The 13,647-nt window shown below is 61.9% G+C and carries 13 protein-coding genes; 10 read left to right on the top strand and 3 right to left on the bottom strand.

Annotated features, from left to right (window positions below; translation table 11 throughout):
* Position 1: 1 nt before the first annotated feature.
* The 6 genes from AC1M7R_RS08945 (at position 2) to fdhA (ending at position 7,708) form a co-directional block, all read left to right on the top strand.
* Entirely contained in the window at positions 2 to 1,252 is a 1,251-nt protein-coding gene (locus AC1M7R_RS08945; protein ID WP_072389904.1) for a sarcosine oxidase subunit beta family protein, read from the top strand.
* A gap of 15 nt (positions 1,253 to 1,267) precedes the next feature.
* Positions 1,268 to 1,597: a sarcosine oxidase subunit delta gene (locus AC1M7R_RS08940; protein WP_024779445.1), complete on the top strand. Its 330-nt coding sequence runs from the start codon at positions 1,268 to 1,270 to the stop codon at positions 1,595 to 1,597.
* A complete protein-coding gene (locus tag AC1M7R_RS08935) occupies positions 1,594 to 4,611 on the top strand; it encodes a sarcosine oxidase subunit alpha (protein ID WP_072389901.1) in 3,018 nt (1,005 codons plus the stop codon). The genes AC1M7R_RS08940 and AC1M7R_RS08935 overlap by 4 nt, the downstream gene beginning before the upstream one ends.
* Positions 4,612 to 4,764: 153 nt before the next feature.
* Positions 4,765 to 5,397, top strand: coding sequence for a sarcosine oxidase subunit gamma (locus AC1M7R_RS08930; protein WP_072389898.1), 633 nt, complete (start codon positions 4,765 to 4,767; stop codon positions 5,395 to 5,397).
* A 78-nt stretch (positions 5,398 to 5,475) separates the two neighbouring features.
* Complete coding sequence (purU, locus tag AC1M7R_RS08925; RefSeq protein WP_072389895.1) at positions 5,476 to 6,333, top strand: formyltetrahydrofolate deformylase; 858 nt, start codon at positions 5,476 to 5,478, stop codon at positions 6,331 to 6,333.
* A 175-nt stretch (positions 6,334 to 6,508) separates the two neighbouring features.
* On the top strand, positions 6,509 to 7,708 hold the full coding sequence (gene fdhA / locus AC1M7R_RS08920; protein ID WP_072389892.1) for a formaldehyde dehydrogenase, glutathione-independent: 1,200 nt from the start codon (positions 6,509 to 6,511) through the stop codon (positions 7,706 to 7,708).
* 96 nt (positions 7,709 to 7,804) lie between these two features.
* Here the strand turns inward: fdhA and AC1M7R_RS08915 are convergent, their stop codons facing one another.
* Entirely contained in the window at positions 7,805 to 8,017 is a 213-nt protein-coding gene (locus AC1M7R_RS08915) for a cold-shock protein (RefSeq protein ID WP_072389889.1), read from the bottom strand.
* A 468-nt stretch (positions 8,018 to 8,485) separates the two neighbouring features.
* Entirely contained in the window at positions 8,486 to 8,908 is a 423-nt protein-coding gene (locus AC1M7R_RS08910; RefSeq protein WP_076406061.1) for a DUF3757 domain-containing protein, read from the bottom strand.
* Positions 8,909 to 9,210: 302 nt separating this feature from the next.
* On the opposite strand from AC1M7R_RS08910, the gene AC1M7R_RS08905 reads away from it, so the two are divergent.
* A complete protein-coding gene (locus AC1M7R_RS08905) occupies positions 9,211 to 9,789 on the top strand; it encodes a DUF2780 domain-containing protein (RefSeq protein ID WP_490610365.1) in 579 nt (192 codons plus the stop codon).
* On the opposite strand, the gene yihG is transcribed toward AC1M7R_RS08905, so the two are convergent.
* Positions 9,790 to 10,677, bottom strand: coding sequence for a 1-acylglycerol-3-phosphate O-acyltransferase, YihG family (yihG, locus tag AC1M7R_RS08900; RefSeq protein WP_072389880.1), 888 nt, complete (start codon positions 10,675 to 10,677; stop codon positions 9,790 to 9,792).
* A 174-nt stretch (positions 10,678 to 10,851) separates the two neighbouring features.
* On the opposite strand from yihG, the gene rloA2 reads away from it, so the two are divergent.
* From rloA2 to creC, 3 genes are all read left to right on the top strand, one after another.
* On the top strand, positions 10,852 to 11,358 hold the full coding sequence (rloA2, locus tag AC1M7R_RS08895; protein ID WP_072390859.1) for a retropepsin-like aspartic peptidase RloA2: 507 nt from the start codon (positions 10,852 to 10,854) through the stop codon (positions 11,356 to 11,358).
* A 69-nt stretch (positions 11,359 to 11,427) separates the two neighbouring features.
* Positions 11,428 to 12,108: a two-component system response regulator CreB gene (gene creB, locus AC1M7R_RS08890; protein WP_072389877.1), complete on the top strand. Its 681-nt coding sequence runs from the start codon at positions 11,428 to 11,430 to the stop codon at positions 12,106 to 12,108.
* Positions 12,108 to 13,526 (top strand): two-component system sensor histidine kinase CreC, encoded by a 1,419-nt coding sequence (gene creC, locus AC1M7R_RS08885; RefSeq protein WP_072389872.1) that lies wholly within the window; start codon positions 12,108 to 12,110, stop codon positions 13,524 to 13,526. Before creB ends, creC begins: the two co-directional genes overlap by 1 nt.
* Positions 13,527 to 13,647: the final 121 nt, after the last annotated feature.

The raw sequence follows: 13,647 nt of genomic DNA, 5'->3' as shown, positions 1-13,647 counted from the left end.
TATGCAACGCTATTCGGGCTTCGGCCTCTTCAAACACTCTCTCAGCCATCACGAGAACTGGCAGCGGATGTGGCGCACGCCGACGCCGAAAAAGGTCTACGACGTGGTCATCGTCGGCGGTGGCGGGCATGGTCTGGCGACGGCTTACTACCTGGCCAAGGAGCACGGCATCACCAACGTGGCCGTGGTCGAGAAGGGCTGGCTGGGCGGCGGTAACACCGCGCGCAACACCACCATCGTGCGTTCCAATTACCTGTGGGACGAGTCGGCCCACCTGTACGAGCATGCCATGAAGCTCTGGGAAGGCCTGTCCCAGGACCTGAACTACAACGTGATGTTCTCCCAGCGTGGCGTGTACAACCTGTGCCACACCCTGCAGGACATCCGCGATTCCGAGCGCCGTGTCAGCGCCAACCGCCTCAACGGCGTGGACGGCGAATTGCTCAATGCCAAGCAGGTGGCCGAGGAGATCCCGTACCTGGACTGCTCGAAGAACACCCGCTACCCGGTCATGGGCGCGACTGTCCAGCGTCGCGGCGGCGTGGCCCGTCACGATGCCGTGGCCTGGGGCTTTGCCCGGGCCGCCGATGCCTTGGGCGTGGACCTGATCCAGCAGACCGAAGTGATCGGCTTCCGCAAGGAAAACGGCGTGTGCATCGGTGTGGAAACCAACAAGGGCTTCATCGGCGCCAAGCGCGTCGGCGTGGTGACCGCAGGTAACTCGGGGCACATGGCCAAGCTGGCCGGCTTCCGCCTGCCGGTCGAGTCCCATCCGCTGCAAGCACTGGTGTCAGAACCGATCAAGCCGATCATCGACAGCGTGATCATGTCCAACGCCGTACACGGCTACATCAGCCAGTCCGACAAGGGCGACCTGGTGATCGGTGCCGGTATCGACGGCTGGGTCGGCTACGGCCAGCGCGGCTCGTACCCGGTGATCGAGCACACCATCCAGGCCATCGTCGAGATGTTCCCGGTGCTCTCGCGGGTGCGCATGAACCGTCAGTGGGGCGGCATCGTCGATACCACGCCGGACGCGTGCCCGATCATCTCCAAGACGCCAGTGCCGAACATGTTCTTCAACTGCGGTTGGGGCACCGGCGGCTTCAAGGCCACCCCGGGCTCGGGCAACGTATTCGCTGCCAGCCTGGCCAAGGGTGAGATGCACCCGCTGGCCGCGCCGTTTTCCATCGACCGTTTCCACAACGGTGCATTGATCGACGAACACGGCGCTGCTGCCGTCGCCCACTAACAGGAGAAATCCCACATGTTGCACATCTTCTGTCCTCACTGCGGCGAACTGCGCTCCGAAGAGGAATTCCACTCGTCCGGCCAGGCACACATCCCGCGTCCCCTGGACCCGAACAGCTGCACCGACGAGGAGTGGGGCGACTACATGTTCTTCCGCGACAACCCTCGCGGCCTGCATCACGAGTTGTGGATCCATGCCGCCGGTTGCCGCCAGTACTTCAACGCGACCCGCGACACCGTGACCTACGAGATTCTCGAAACCTACAAGATCGGCCAAAAGCCGCAATTCACCGATAAGGCTGACAGTCCGAAAGCGGCCGCACAGGCTCTGGGAGAGAAGGTATGAGCCAGATCAATCGCCTGTCCAACGGCGGACGGATCGACCGCAACAAAGTGCTGAGCTTCACCTTCAACGGCCAGACCTACAAGGGCTTCGAAGGCGACACCCTGGCGGCCGCGCTGCTGGCCAATGGTGTCGACATCATCGGCCGCAGCTTCAAGTACTCCCGCCCGCGCGGCATCTTCGCCGCCGGTGCCGAAGAGCCGAACGCGGTGCTGCAGATCGGTGCCACCGAAGCCACGCAGATCCCCAACGTGCGCGCCACGCAACAGGCGCTGTACCAGGGCCTGGTCGCCACCAGCACCAATGGCTGGCCGAGCGTGAACAACGACATGATGGGAATTCTCGGCAAGGTCGGCGGCAAGCTGATGCCGCCGGGCTTCTACTACAAGACCTTCATGTATCCACAGTCGTTCTGGATGACCTACGAGAAGTACATCCGCAAGGCCGCAGGCCTGGGTCGCTCGCCGACCGAGAACGACCCGGACACATACGACTACATGAACCGTCATTGTGACGTGCTGGTGGTCGGTGCCGGCCCCGCTGGCCTGGCTGCCGCATTGGCCGCCGGCCGCAGCGGCGCGCGGGTGATCCTGGCCGATGAGCAGGAAGAGTTCGGCGGCAGCCTGCTCGACTCCCGTGAAAGCCTGGACGGCAAGCCGGCGGCCGAGTGGGTCGCAGCAGCCGTGGCTGAACTGCGCTCGATGCCGGAGGTGGTGCTGCTGCCTCGTGCCACCGTCAACGGCTATCACGACCACAACTTCCTGACCATCCATGAGCGCCTCACCGATCACCTCGGTGACCGCGCACCGATCGGCCAGGTGCGCCAACGCATCAACCGGGTCCGCGCCAAGCGCGTCGTGCTGGCGACCGGTACCTGCGAGCGTCCGTTGGTCTACGGCAACAACGACGTGCCGGGCAACATGCTGGCCGGTGCGGTCTCCACCTATGTACGTCGCTATGGCGTGGCGCCAGGCAAGAAGCTGGTGCTGACCACCAACAACGACCATGCCTATCGCGTGGCCCTGGACTGGTTCGACGCCAGCCTGCAAGTGGTGGCCATCGCCGATGCCCGCAGCAATCCTCGTGGTGCGCTGGTGGAAGAGGCGCGCGCCAAAGGCATTCGCATTCTCACCGGCAGTGCCGTGATCGAGGTCCGCGGCAGCAAGCGCGTGACCGCGGCGCGTATCGCCGCGATCGATGTCCGCGCCCACAAGGTCACCAGCCCCGGCGAATGGCTGGACTGCGACCTGGTGGCCAGCTCCGGCGGCTACAGCCCGGTGGTCCACCTGGCATCGCACCTGGGCGGCAAGCCGATCTGGCGTGAAGACATCCTCGGTTTCGTACCGGGCGAAGCACCACAGAAGCGCGTCTGCGTGGGCGGCGTGAATGGTGTCTACAGCCTTGGCGATGCCCTGGCCGATGGCTTCGAAGGTGGCGTGCGCGCGGCCAGCGAGGCCGGCTTCCAAGCGGTGGAGGGCGTTCTGCCCAAAGCCCTGAGCCGCCATGAAGAGCCGACCCTGGCGTTGTTCCAGGTGCCTCATGAAAAATCCACCGCACGGGCGCCGAAGCAGTTCGTCGACCTGCAGAACGACGTCACCGCCGCCGCCATCGAGCTCGCCACCCGCGAAGGCTTCGAGTCGGTGGAACACGTCAAGCGCTACACCGCACTGGGCTTCGGCACCGACCAGGGCAAGCTGGGCAACGTCAACGGCCTGGCCATCGCGGCCCGTTCGCTGAACGTGAGCATCCCGCAGATGGGCACTACGATGTTCCGTCCGAACTACACGCCGGTGACATTCGGCGCAGTGGCCGGCCGGCATTGCGGGCACATCTTCGAGCCGGTGCGTTTCACTGCGCTGCATGCCTGGCACGTGAAGAACGGCGCCGAGTTCGAAGACGTCGGCCAGTGGAAACGCCCTTGGTATTTCCCGAAGAACGGCGAGGACATGCATGCCGCGGTCAAGCGCGAATGCAAGGCCGTGCGCGACAGCGTGGGCCTGCTGGACGCCTCGACCCTGGGCAAGATCGACATCCAGGGCCCGGATGCACGCGAGTTTCTCAACCGCATCTATACCAACGCCTGGACCAAGCTGGACGTGGGCAAGGCTCGTTATGGCCTGATGTGCAAGGAAGACGGCATGGTGTTCGACGACGGCGTGACAGCCTGTCTGGCGGACAACCACTTCCTGATGACCACCACCACTGGCGGCGCTGCGCGCGTGCTGCAATGGCTGGAGATCTATCAGCAGACCGAATGGCCGGACCTCAAGGTGTATTTCACTTCCGTCACCGACCACTGGGCGACCATGACCCTGTCGGGACCCAACAGCCGCAAGCTGCTGAGCGAAGTCACCGACATCGACCTGGACAAGGACGGCTTCCCGTTCATGACCTGGAAAGAAGGCCTGGTGGGTGGCGTGCCGGCGCGGGTGTTCCGTATCTCGTTCACCGGTGAACTGTCCTATGAGATCAACGTGCAGGCCGACTACGCCATGGGCGTGCTCGAGCAGATCGTCGAAGCGGGCAAGAAGTACAACCTGACCCCGTACGGCACCGAGACGATGCACGTGCTGCGGGCCGAGAAGGGCTTCATTATCGTTGGCCAGGACACCGATGGCTCGATGACTCCGGACGACCTGAACATGGGCTGGTGCGTGGGCCGCACCAAACCGTTCTCGTGGATCGGCTGGCGGGGCATGAACCGGGAGGACTGCGTGCGCGAGGACCGCAAGCAACTGGTGGGCCTCAAGCCGATCGATCCGAATGTCTGGCTGCCGGAAGGCGCGCAGCTGGTGTTCAACCCCAAGCAGGCGATCCCGATGTCGATGGTCGGCCACGTGACCTCCAGCTATGCGCATAACTCCCTGGGTTATTCGTTTGCCATGGGTGTGGTCAAGGGCGGTCTCAAGCGCATGGGCGAGCGGGTGTTCGCACCGCTGGCCGATGGCCGCGTGATCGAGGCAGAGATCGTTTCTTCGGTGTTCTTCGATCCGAAGGGGGATCGGCAGAATATCTAGTGGCTTGAGGTCCTGTGGGAGACCGGCGTGAGCAAGCTCGCTCCCACAGTTGATCGCGTAACCCTTTTGGGAGCGAGCTTGCTCGCGATGACGGCCTGACAGCCACCATAACCATAAGGGTCTGACCCAACAGCATTCAGACAGGTGCTCCATATGACCGCAGTCAACGTGTACCAACAACGCCCCACCACCGGGGCCAAGGCCGAGTCGTCGCTGCACCATGCCGACCTCGCCAGCCTGGTGGGCAAGGGTCGCAAGAACGCCGGTGTGACCGTGCGCGAGAAAAAACTCCTGGGTCACCTGACCATCCGTGGCGATGGCCACGATCCGGCGTTCGCCGCGGGCGTGCACAAGGCCCTGGGCCTGGAACTGCCCGGGGCGCTGACCGTCATCGTCAAGGGTGAAACCAGCCTGCAATGGCTCGGCCCTGACGAATGGCTACTGGTCGTGCCCACTGGCGAAGAGTTCGCCGCCGAGCAGAAACTGCGTGAAGCCCTGGGCGACCTGCACATCCAGATCGTCAATGTCAGCGGCGGCCAGCAGATCCTCGAGCTGTCCGGCCCGAACGTGCGCGACGTGCTGATGAAATCCACCAGCTATGACGTGCATCCGAGCAACTTCCCGGTGGGCAAGGCCGTAGGCACCGTGTTCGCCAAGTCGCAACTGGTGATCCGCCACACCGCCGAAGACACCTGGGAACTGGTGATTCGTCGCAGCTTCTCCGATTACTGGTGGCTGTGGCTGCAGGATGCATCGGCCGAATATGGGTTGAGTGTGCAGGCCTGAGACATCACAGGCTAAAGCCCCTCGCCGCAGGGTTCTGCACTGGGCGGGGGCCTACCCACAACAACAGGAGTCACCGCAATGAGCCGTGCCCCGGATACATGGATTCTCACCGCCGACTGCCCCAGCGTGCTCGGCACGGTGGACGCGGTGACCCGCTTTCTGTTCGAGCAGGGCTGCTACGTCACCGAGCACCACTCCTTCGACGACCGGCTCTCGGCGCGTTTCTTCATTCGCGTGGAGTTCCGCCAGCCTGACGGGTTCGACGAACAGAGCTTCCGTGCCGGACTGGCCGAGCGGGCGCAAGCCTTCGGCATGGTCTTCGAGCTGACGCCACCCAATTACCGACCCAAAGTGGTGATCATGGTCTCCAAGGCCGATCACTGCCTCAACGACTTGCTCTATCGCCAGCGCATCGGCCAGTTATCCATGGATGTGGTGGCCGTGGTGTCCAATCATCCGGACCTCAAGCCGCTGGCCGACTGGCACCAGATTCCCTACTACCATTTCCCCCTGGACCCGAACGACAAGCCGGCCCAGGAGCGCCAGGTATGGCAGGTGATCGAAGACACCGGTGCCGAGCTGGTGATTCTCGCCCGCTACATGCAGGTGCTGTCTCCGGAGTTGTGCCGCAAGCTCGATGGCAAGGCGATCAACATCCACCACTCCCTGCTGCCGGGCTTCAAGGGTGCCAAGCCGTACCACCAGGCCTACAACAAAGGCGTGAAACTGGTGGGCGCCACGGCGCACTACATCAACAACGACCTGGACGAAGGCCCGATCATCGCCCAGGGCGTGGAAGTGGTGGACCACAGCCACTATCCCGAGGACCTGATCGCCAAGGGCCGGGACATCGAAGGGCTCACCCTGGCCCGGGCAGTGGGGTATCACATTGAAAGGCGAGTATTTCTGAACGCCAATCGTACGGTCGTCCTGTAGCGCCTCTGGTCGAGCAGGCTCGACGACAACAAAGAGATCCAATAGGGGAGCGAGCCTGATCACGATGAGGCCCTCCCAAAGAAGACAGAAACAAGACACAAGCATTAACCCGAGCAATCAACGCGCTGCCTGCCTGGGCGACGCAGTTTCATAAAAACAACAGCGAGGTGAAAGCATGTCCGGTAATCGTGGTGTCGTGTATCTCGGCCAAGGCAAGGTCGAAGTACAGAAAATCGACTATCCAAAAATGCAGGACCCGCGTGGCAGGAAGATCGAGCACGGCGTCATCCTGCGCGTGGTATCCACCAACATCTGCGGCTCCGACCAGCACATGGTTCGCGGCCGCACCACTGCCCAGACCGGCCTGGTCCTGGGGCATGAAATCACCGGTGAAGTGATCGAGAAGGGCAGCGACGTCGAGAACCTGAAGATCGGCGATCTGGTTTCGGTGCCATTCAACGTGGCTTGCGGGCGCTGCCGTTCCTGCAAGGAGCAACACACCGGCGTCTGCCTGACCGTCAACCCGGCCCGTGCCGGCGGTGCCTACGGTTACGTCGACATGGGCGACTGGACCGGTGGCCAGGCTGAGTACGTGTTGGTGCCCTACGCCGACTTCAACCTGTTGAAGCTGCCGAACCGCGACAAGGCCATGGAGAAGATCCGTGACCTGACCTGCCTGTCCGACATCCTGCCGACCGGCTACCACGGCGCTGTCACCGCCGGTGTCGGCCCAGGGAGCACTGTGTACATCGCGGGCGCCGGTCCGGTGGGCCTGGCGGCAGCGGCTTCTGCGCGCCTGCTGGGTGCGGCGGTCGTCATCGTCGGTGACGTCAACCCGGTTCGCCTGGCGCATGCCAAGGCGCAGGGCTTCGAAATCGCCGACCTGTCCAAGGACACGCCACTGCACGAGCAGATCGCCGACCTGCTGGGCGAGCCGGAAGTCGACTGTGCCGTCGATGCCGTGGGCTTCGAAGCCCGTGGTCATGGCCATGAAGGCGTCAAGCACGAGGCCCCGGCCACCGTGCTCAACTCCCTGATGCAGGTGACCCGCGTTGCCGGCAAGATCGGTATTCCAGGCCTGTACGTGACCGAAGATCCGGGCGCGGTCGATGCCGCCGCCAAGATCGGTGCCTTGAGCATCCGCTTCGGCCTGGGTTGGGCCAAGTCCCACAGCTTCCACACCGGCCAGACCCCGGTCATGAAGTACAACCGTCAACTGATGCAAGCCATCATGTGGGATCGCATCAACATCGCGGAAATCGTCGGCGTACAGGTCATCAGCCTGGACGACGCGCCAAAAGGCTACGGCGAGTTCGATGCCGGTGTGCCGAAGAAATTCGTGATCGATCCGCACAAGCTGTTCAGCGCCGCATAAGGCGAAAAAAAGGGCGACAGAGATGTCGCCCTTTTCTTTGGACTCTGCGGTCACTGATGCCCATTGAGTGGATGGGCTGTTGCTGCGTCGCGAAGTTTATTCCAGTGTCACTCTCGCGGCCTGGACGCCCTTGCTTCCCTGTTCAACTTCAAAAGAGACGGTCTGTCGTTCCTTCAAGGTCTTGTAGCCCTCCCCATCGATGGCTGAAAAGTGCACGAACAGTTCCTTGCCGCTGTCGCCACAGGTAATGAAGCCGTAGCCCTTTGCATCGTTAAACCATTTGACGGTTCCTTTGAGTCGATCGCTCATGTCTTTCGTCCTGCCTGCCCGAGTGGATAAAGACTGGGGGCCCAGAGTCTTGTTTTGTTGACGCATTGGGAGCTTAGGATCGGGGCCGGTCGTTGCCTACTGTCAGAGTTGACAGCGGATAATACCGAGAGGGAATAAGAATGCGCCTGGGTAAGGTTCCAGAGAGATCGCCTCTTCAGCAGGATTGCTATCAAAGGTGAGGCTGTATTCAGTGCCGGATCACCGTGACTGTGAAGCCGCTCGCAGAAACCGCGGTAGAACGCCTGGGCATTCATGCTTCGACATTCGCTGTAGGGTCCATGCCGGGGCGTCGCTGTTCAATGCAGCGCTGCAAGATGCTCTGGCACAGAGGAAGCCAGGTCACCCACGGCTGCAGAGAGGGGCGGGAAGTGCCGACGGAGTTTCGGGATGTCTGGAGTGAGCGGCTGGAGTCCGGACTAAGTGTGGGTCAAGTTACAAAGCGTCATATTAGAAGGTCACATTGAAATAGTCCGCGTTTATCAGTCTGCACACCGACGGATCCAAACTTTCACAACGATTGTCCGCCCACTCTGAAAAGAAGGGCTCCTGTACTTGCAGATGCTCCAATGTCAGATTCAGCTGGCCATACCGGCAGATAATGGTGGCCCTCGTCGGAGTCTGTTCGTCACCATCGGGTTCATGAAGTACATATTCGGCGCCGCTGAATTCCAGCAACGCCGGATTGACTTCCTCTACCAATTGCTGGCTCGCCCATTCGCGATCATCCCGTACTTCCACCGAGTAGGTGTCGTCTGCGGTCTCCATGTTTCTATGAATATCGGTAACAGCAGGGCAGATTATTTCACCTGCATGCAGGTATCCGTTCAATGACAGGAATAACCCCGCGCACCCAGCCAGTATCCTTTGCATCTTTCAGGGCTCCAAATAACTCGATCAAGCCTATGGTCGCAACTACGGCGGGGCGGGCTACTGTCAAGGTTGACAGTTGATTATGTCAATTCTGAATTATGAGCAGGTGTTTTAGAGTTTTTGGGCTAATTCAGTTCTGGTTTTTTAAAAGCCAGTTGTTTCTGATTGTTCTGAAGGAATTTTCCATTAGTGTTATCTGATTTTTAATCCGGCCCGGAACAATCGCCGTCAACCTTCGTCCAACCCACGGTTTGCGCTACTTCCTTACCGGGTGGCTTGTCAGGGTTTCAGAGGATGTTGGGATGAAGGTTCCACGCGGTTTTGCACTGTCTTGCCTGCTGTCACTGGCCGCCAGTCCAGCCTTCGCGCAGTTCAGCCTCAGTGATGCAGTCGATGCAGTGGCGGCAATGCAAGGCAATCAGCCTGGGCAGCAAGAGGGCGCCATCGCGGCTGCGCCTAAAGCCGCTGGGTTGCTCAATACGTTGGGATCGCAGTTGAACATCACGCCGGAGCAGGCCATCGGCGGTGCCGGTGCGATGCTGGGGCTGGCGAAGAACCGGCTCAGCGAACCGCAGTTTTCCGAATTGAGCGCAAGTGTGCCGGGCCTGGACCAGATTGCTGGCAACAGCGCCATTGGCGGACTCAATGGCCTGGGCGGCCTGCTGGGGGGCGGATCGGAAAGGAACGCATTGCTCGACGGCCTGCTGGGTAATGTCAAGGACACCCAGGACCTGAACAACACCTTCAGCGCACTGGACATGGACAGCGGCATGATCGGTCAGTTTGCCCCGGTGATCCTTGAGTACCTCGGCCAACAGGGCGTGGCCGGTTCATTGCTCCAGAGCCTGAGCGGCATCTGGAGCCCGGGCGCGGGGATCTGATCAGTCGCGTTCGTTGCGCAAGGCGGCGATGCGCCGGTCCTTTTCGGTCCAGAGCTGGTTGACCCACTCCTGGACGTGCTGCCGGAAAACCGGGTCGTTTTCGTAGTCGCCTTGCCATAGCGCCGGATCCAGCGCTCGGGTCTGGATGTCGACGATGACCCTGGGCACCGCGCCGCTGATCAGGTCCCAGAAACCGGGAATCCGTTCCTGGGGGTACACCACCGTTACGTCCAGTACCGCATCCAGCTGTTCGCCCATGGCTGCCAGGACGAACGCCACGCCACCGGCCTTGGGCTTGAGCAGATGGGTGAAGGGCGATTGCTGCTGCTGGCTCTTGGCGGCGGTATACCGGGTGCCTTCGAGGTAGTTCACCACGGTGACCGGCTGGCGCTTGAACAGCTCGCAGGCCGCCCGGGTGATTTCCAGGTCCTTGCCCGCCAGCTCCGGGTTCTTCGCCAGGAAGGCCTTGGTGTAGCGCTTCATGAACGGATAATCCAGCGCCCACCAGGCCAGGCCCAGGAACGGCACCCAGATCAGCTCTTTCTTGAGAAAGAACTTGAAGAAAGGTGTCCGCCGATTGAGTGCCTGGACCAGGGCGGGAATGTCTACCCAGGATTGGTGGTTGCTGATGACCAGGTAGGAGGTATCGCCACGCAAGTCCTCGCCGCCGCGAATGTCCCAGCGGGTGGGGATGCACAGGGCGAAGATCAGTTTGTCGATTTCGGCCCAGGTTTCGGCGATCCACATCACCGCCCAGGAGGCATAGTCGCGAAAGCGCCCGGGCAGGACCAGTTTGAGCAGTGCGAACACCATCAGCGGCCCGAACAGCACCAGGGTGTTGAGCAACAGCAGCAGGGTGACGAAACAGCCGGTGAGCAGTCGGCGCATAGAAGACTCTTGCAAGCAGTTAGGCGGGCCATGATAAGCAGCTTCGGGCGGTAGGCCAAATCCGCCGTGGACGATTGTTTCACATCGCTTCGGGTAGGCTGCCATCGCTGCGCAATGAAACCAATGGCCAGGCCACGGTCTAAAAAACCACTTCACACAGGAAGCCTCATGACCATGAAATCAACCCTTGCCCTGCTTTCCCTGCTGGCCCTTCCGGCGCTGGCCGCCGAGCCGACCCTGTACGGACGGTACGAATACATCGCGCTGCCGGAAATCGGCGGTGAAGTCCTCAAGGCCAAGATGGACACCGGCGCCCTCACGGCCTCGTTGTCGGCCAAAGACATCGAAACCTTCACCCGCGACGGAGACGACTGGGTGCGGTTCCGCCTGGCCACCAAGGATGCGAGCAACAAGATCTATGAACACAAGGTGGCGCGCATCAGCAAGATCAAGACCCGCTCCGAAGAAGATGAAGACGAAGGAGAGTCGGCCGCACCCAGCAAGCGTCCGGTGGTGGAACTGGAGATGTGCCTGGGCAACGTCAAGCGCACCGTGGAGGTCAACCTGACCGACCGCAGCGGTTTCAATTATCCGCTGTTGATTGGCGCCAAGGCTCTGCGCGAATTCGATGCCGCGGTGAATCCGGCCCGACGTTTCACGGCGGACAAGCCGGACTGCTGATTTACCCGATTGACGCGCCTCCAGGGTTGGGGCACCGTTCCGGCAACTTTATTGTCGGGCTCTCAAGCCATGCCTCATATTCTGATTGTCGAAGACGAAGCCGCCATTGCCGATACGCTGGTATTTGCCCTGCAAGGCGAAGGTTTCGACACCACTTGGCTGAGCCTTGGTGCCGCGGCGCTCGAACACCAGAAAAACACACCGGCGGACCTGATCATCCTCGATGTAGGCCTGCCGGATATCAGCGGTTTTGAGACCTGCAAGAATCTCAGACGTTTCAGCGAGGTGCCGGTCATCTTTCTGACGGCTCGGGATGGCGAGATTGATCGGGTGGTGGGGTTGGAAATCGGCGCCGACGACTACGTGGTCAAGCCTTTCAGCCCGCGGGAGGTCGCCGCCAGGGTCCGGGCGATCCTCAAGCGGGTGGCGCCGCGACCCGCCACGGAGCTGGGTACGGCGCTGTTCCAGGTGGACGGCGACCGCGTGCAGATCAGCTATCGCGGCAAGCCACTGAACCTGACACGTCACGAGTTTCGCCTGCTGAACTGTCTGCTGGAACAGCCCGAGCGAGTGTTCAGCCGCGAACAATTGCTCGATGCCCTGGGCGTGGCCAGCGATGCCGGTTACGAACGCAGCATCGACAGCCATATCAAGAGCGTGCGCGCCAAGCTGAGGCTGGTCAGGGCCGAGGCGGAGCCGATCCAGACCCATCGCGGCCTCGGCTACAGCTACAGCCCGGGGAACAGCTGATGCCGCTGGGGCTGCGCATTTTCCTGGTCTATGTGCTGTTCATCGGCCTGACCGGGTATTTCGTGCTCGGCACGGTGATCGAACAGATCCGGCCCGGTGTTCGCCAGTCCACCGAGGAAACCCTGGTGGACACGGCGAACCTGATGGCCGAGATCCTGCGCGACGACTTCAAGGCCGGCACCCTCAGCCAGAATCGCTGGCCGCAGTTGCTCAAGGCTTATGGCGAACGCCAGCCGGGGGCCACGATCTGGGGTTTGCCGAAGAACCAGGTCAGCCATCGCATCTACGTCACGGATGCCGACGGCATCGTGGTGCTCGATTCCAGCGGTGTGGCGGTGGGGCAGGATTACTCGCGCTGGAACGACGTCTACCTGACCCTGCGTGGCCAGTACGGGGCACGCTCGACCCGCAGCGTCGCCGATGACCCGACCTCCTCGGTGATGCATGTCGGGGCACCGATCCGCGATAACGGCCGGATCATCGGCGTGGTGACCGTGGCCAAGCCCAACAGCTCGCTGCAGCCTTACATCGACCGCACGGAGCGGCGCCTGCTGCTTTACGGCGCCGGGCTGATTGGCCTGGGCCTGCTGCTCGGGGCCTTGCTGTCGTGGTGGCTCAGCTCGGCGCTGCGACGCCTGACCCGGTATGCCCAGGCCGTCAGCCAGGGACAACGGGTGGAGGTGCCGCATTATCGCGGCGGCGAGTTCGAGCAACTGGCGCATGCCCTGGAGCACATGCGCACCCAGCTCGAAGGCAAGGCATATGTCGAGCGCTATGTGCACACCCTGACCCACGAGCTCAAGAGCCCGCTGGCGGCGATTCGCGGTGCCGCCGAGTTGCTGCAGAGCGATATGCCCGCGGCCCAGCACCAGCGGTTCGTCAGCAACATCGACAATGAAAGCGTACGCATGCAGCAACTGATCGAGCGTTTGCTCAACCTGGCCCAGGTCGAACAGCGCCAGGGGCTGGAGGAGCAGGTGGCGGTTCCCCTGGCGCCCTTGCTGGACGAATTGCTTGAAGCCCGAGGTGGCTGGATCGAACAGCGACAGTTGCGGATCGAACGGCAGGTTGGCGCCGACCTGATCCTCACCGGGGAGGCATTTCTGTTGCGCCAGGCATTGGGCAACCTGCTGGAAAACGCCCTGGACTTCACCCCTGCCCACGGATTGCTGCGAATCAGCGCCGAGCGCATCGGCAACCTTGTCGAGATCCGGTTGTTCAATCAGGCCGAGCCGATTCCCGACTACGCCCTGCCGCGCCTGAGCGAGCGTTTCTATTCACTGCCGCGCCCGGACAGCGGACGTAAGAGCACCGGGTTGGGACTCAACTTTGTGGAAGAAGTGGTGCAGCTGCATGCCGGGGAATTCGCGATCGGCAATGTCGAGGGCGGCGTGGAAGTGGTGTTGCGCTTGCCCTGAGATCCATGGCACGGCCCACTCGCACGGGTTCGCCACGGTCCACATGAAGGCGGGCTGCTCAACAAGGGCTCGCCCGTTTTCCACACAAACTCCACATTCGCCTCATAAACAGCCCACACAG

It is taken from the genome of Pseudomonas sp. MS01C9, assembly GCF_058202755.1.
This window is presented reverse-complemented; position numbering and strand designations above follow the sequence as displayed.

Excerpts from the sequence above, each read along its gene's own strand:
- AC1M7R_RS08945 (WP_072389904.1), top strand. The coding sequence starts at position 2 with ATGCAACGCTATTCGGGCTTCGGCCTCTTCAAACACTCTCTCAGCCAT.
- purU (WP_072389895.1), top strand. The coding sequence starts at position 5,476 with ATGAGCCGTGCCCCGGATACATGGATTCTCACCGCCGACTGCCCCAGC.
- AC1M7R_RS08935 (WP_072389901.1), top strand. The coding sequence starts at position 1,594 with ATGAGCCAGATCAATCGCCTGTCCAACGGCGGACGGATCGACCGCAAC.
- AC1M7R_RS08905 (WP_490610365.1), top strand. The coding sequence starts at position 9,211 with ATGAAGGTTCCACGCGGTTTTGCACTGTCTTGCCTGCTGTCACTGGCC.
- rloA2 (WP_072390859.1), top strand. The coding sequence starts at position 10,852 with ATGAAATCAACCCTTGCCCTGCTTTCCCTGCTGGCCCTTCCGGCGCTG.
- AC1M7R_RS08910 (WP_076406061.1), bottom strand. The coding sequence starts at position 8,908 with ATGCAAAGGATACTGGCTGGGTGCGCGGGGTTATTCCTGTCATTGAAC.
- fdhA (WP_072389892.1), top strand. The coding sequence starts at position 6,509 with ATGTCCGGTAATCGTGGTGTCGTGTATCTCGGCCAAGGCAAGGTCGAA.
- AC1M7R_RS08915 (WP_072389889.1), bottom strand. The coding sequence starts at position 8,017 with ATGAGCGATCGACTCAAAGGAACCGTCAAATGGTTTAACGATGCAAAG.
- creB (WP_072389877.1), top strand. The coding sequence starts at position 11,428 with ATGCCTCATATTCTGATTGTCGAAGACGAAGCCGCCATTGCCGATACG.
- AC1M7R_RS08930 (WP_072389898.1), top strand. The coding sequence starts at position 4,765 with ATGACCGCAGTCAACGTGTACCAACAACGCCCCACCACCGGGGCCAAG.
- creC (WP_072389872.1), top strand. The coding sequence starts at position 12,108 with ATGCCGCTGGGGCTGCGCATTTTCCTGGTCTATGTGCTGTTCATCGGC.
- yihG (WP_072389880.1), bottom strand. The coding sequence starts at position 10,677 with ATGCGCCGACTGCTCACCGGCTGTTTCGTCACCCTGCTGCTGTTGCTC.
- AC1M7R_RS08940 (WP_024779445.1), top strand. The coding sequence starts at position 1,268 with ATGTTGCACATCTTCTGTCCTCACTGCGGCGAACTGCGCTCCGAAGAG.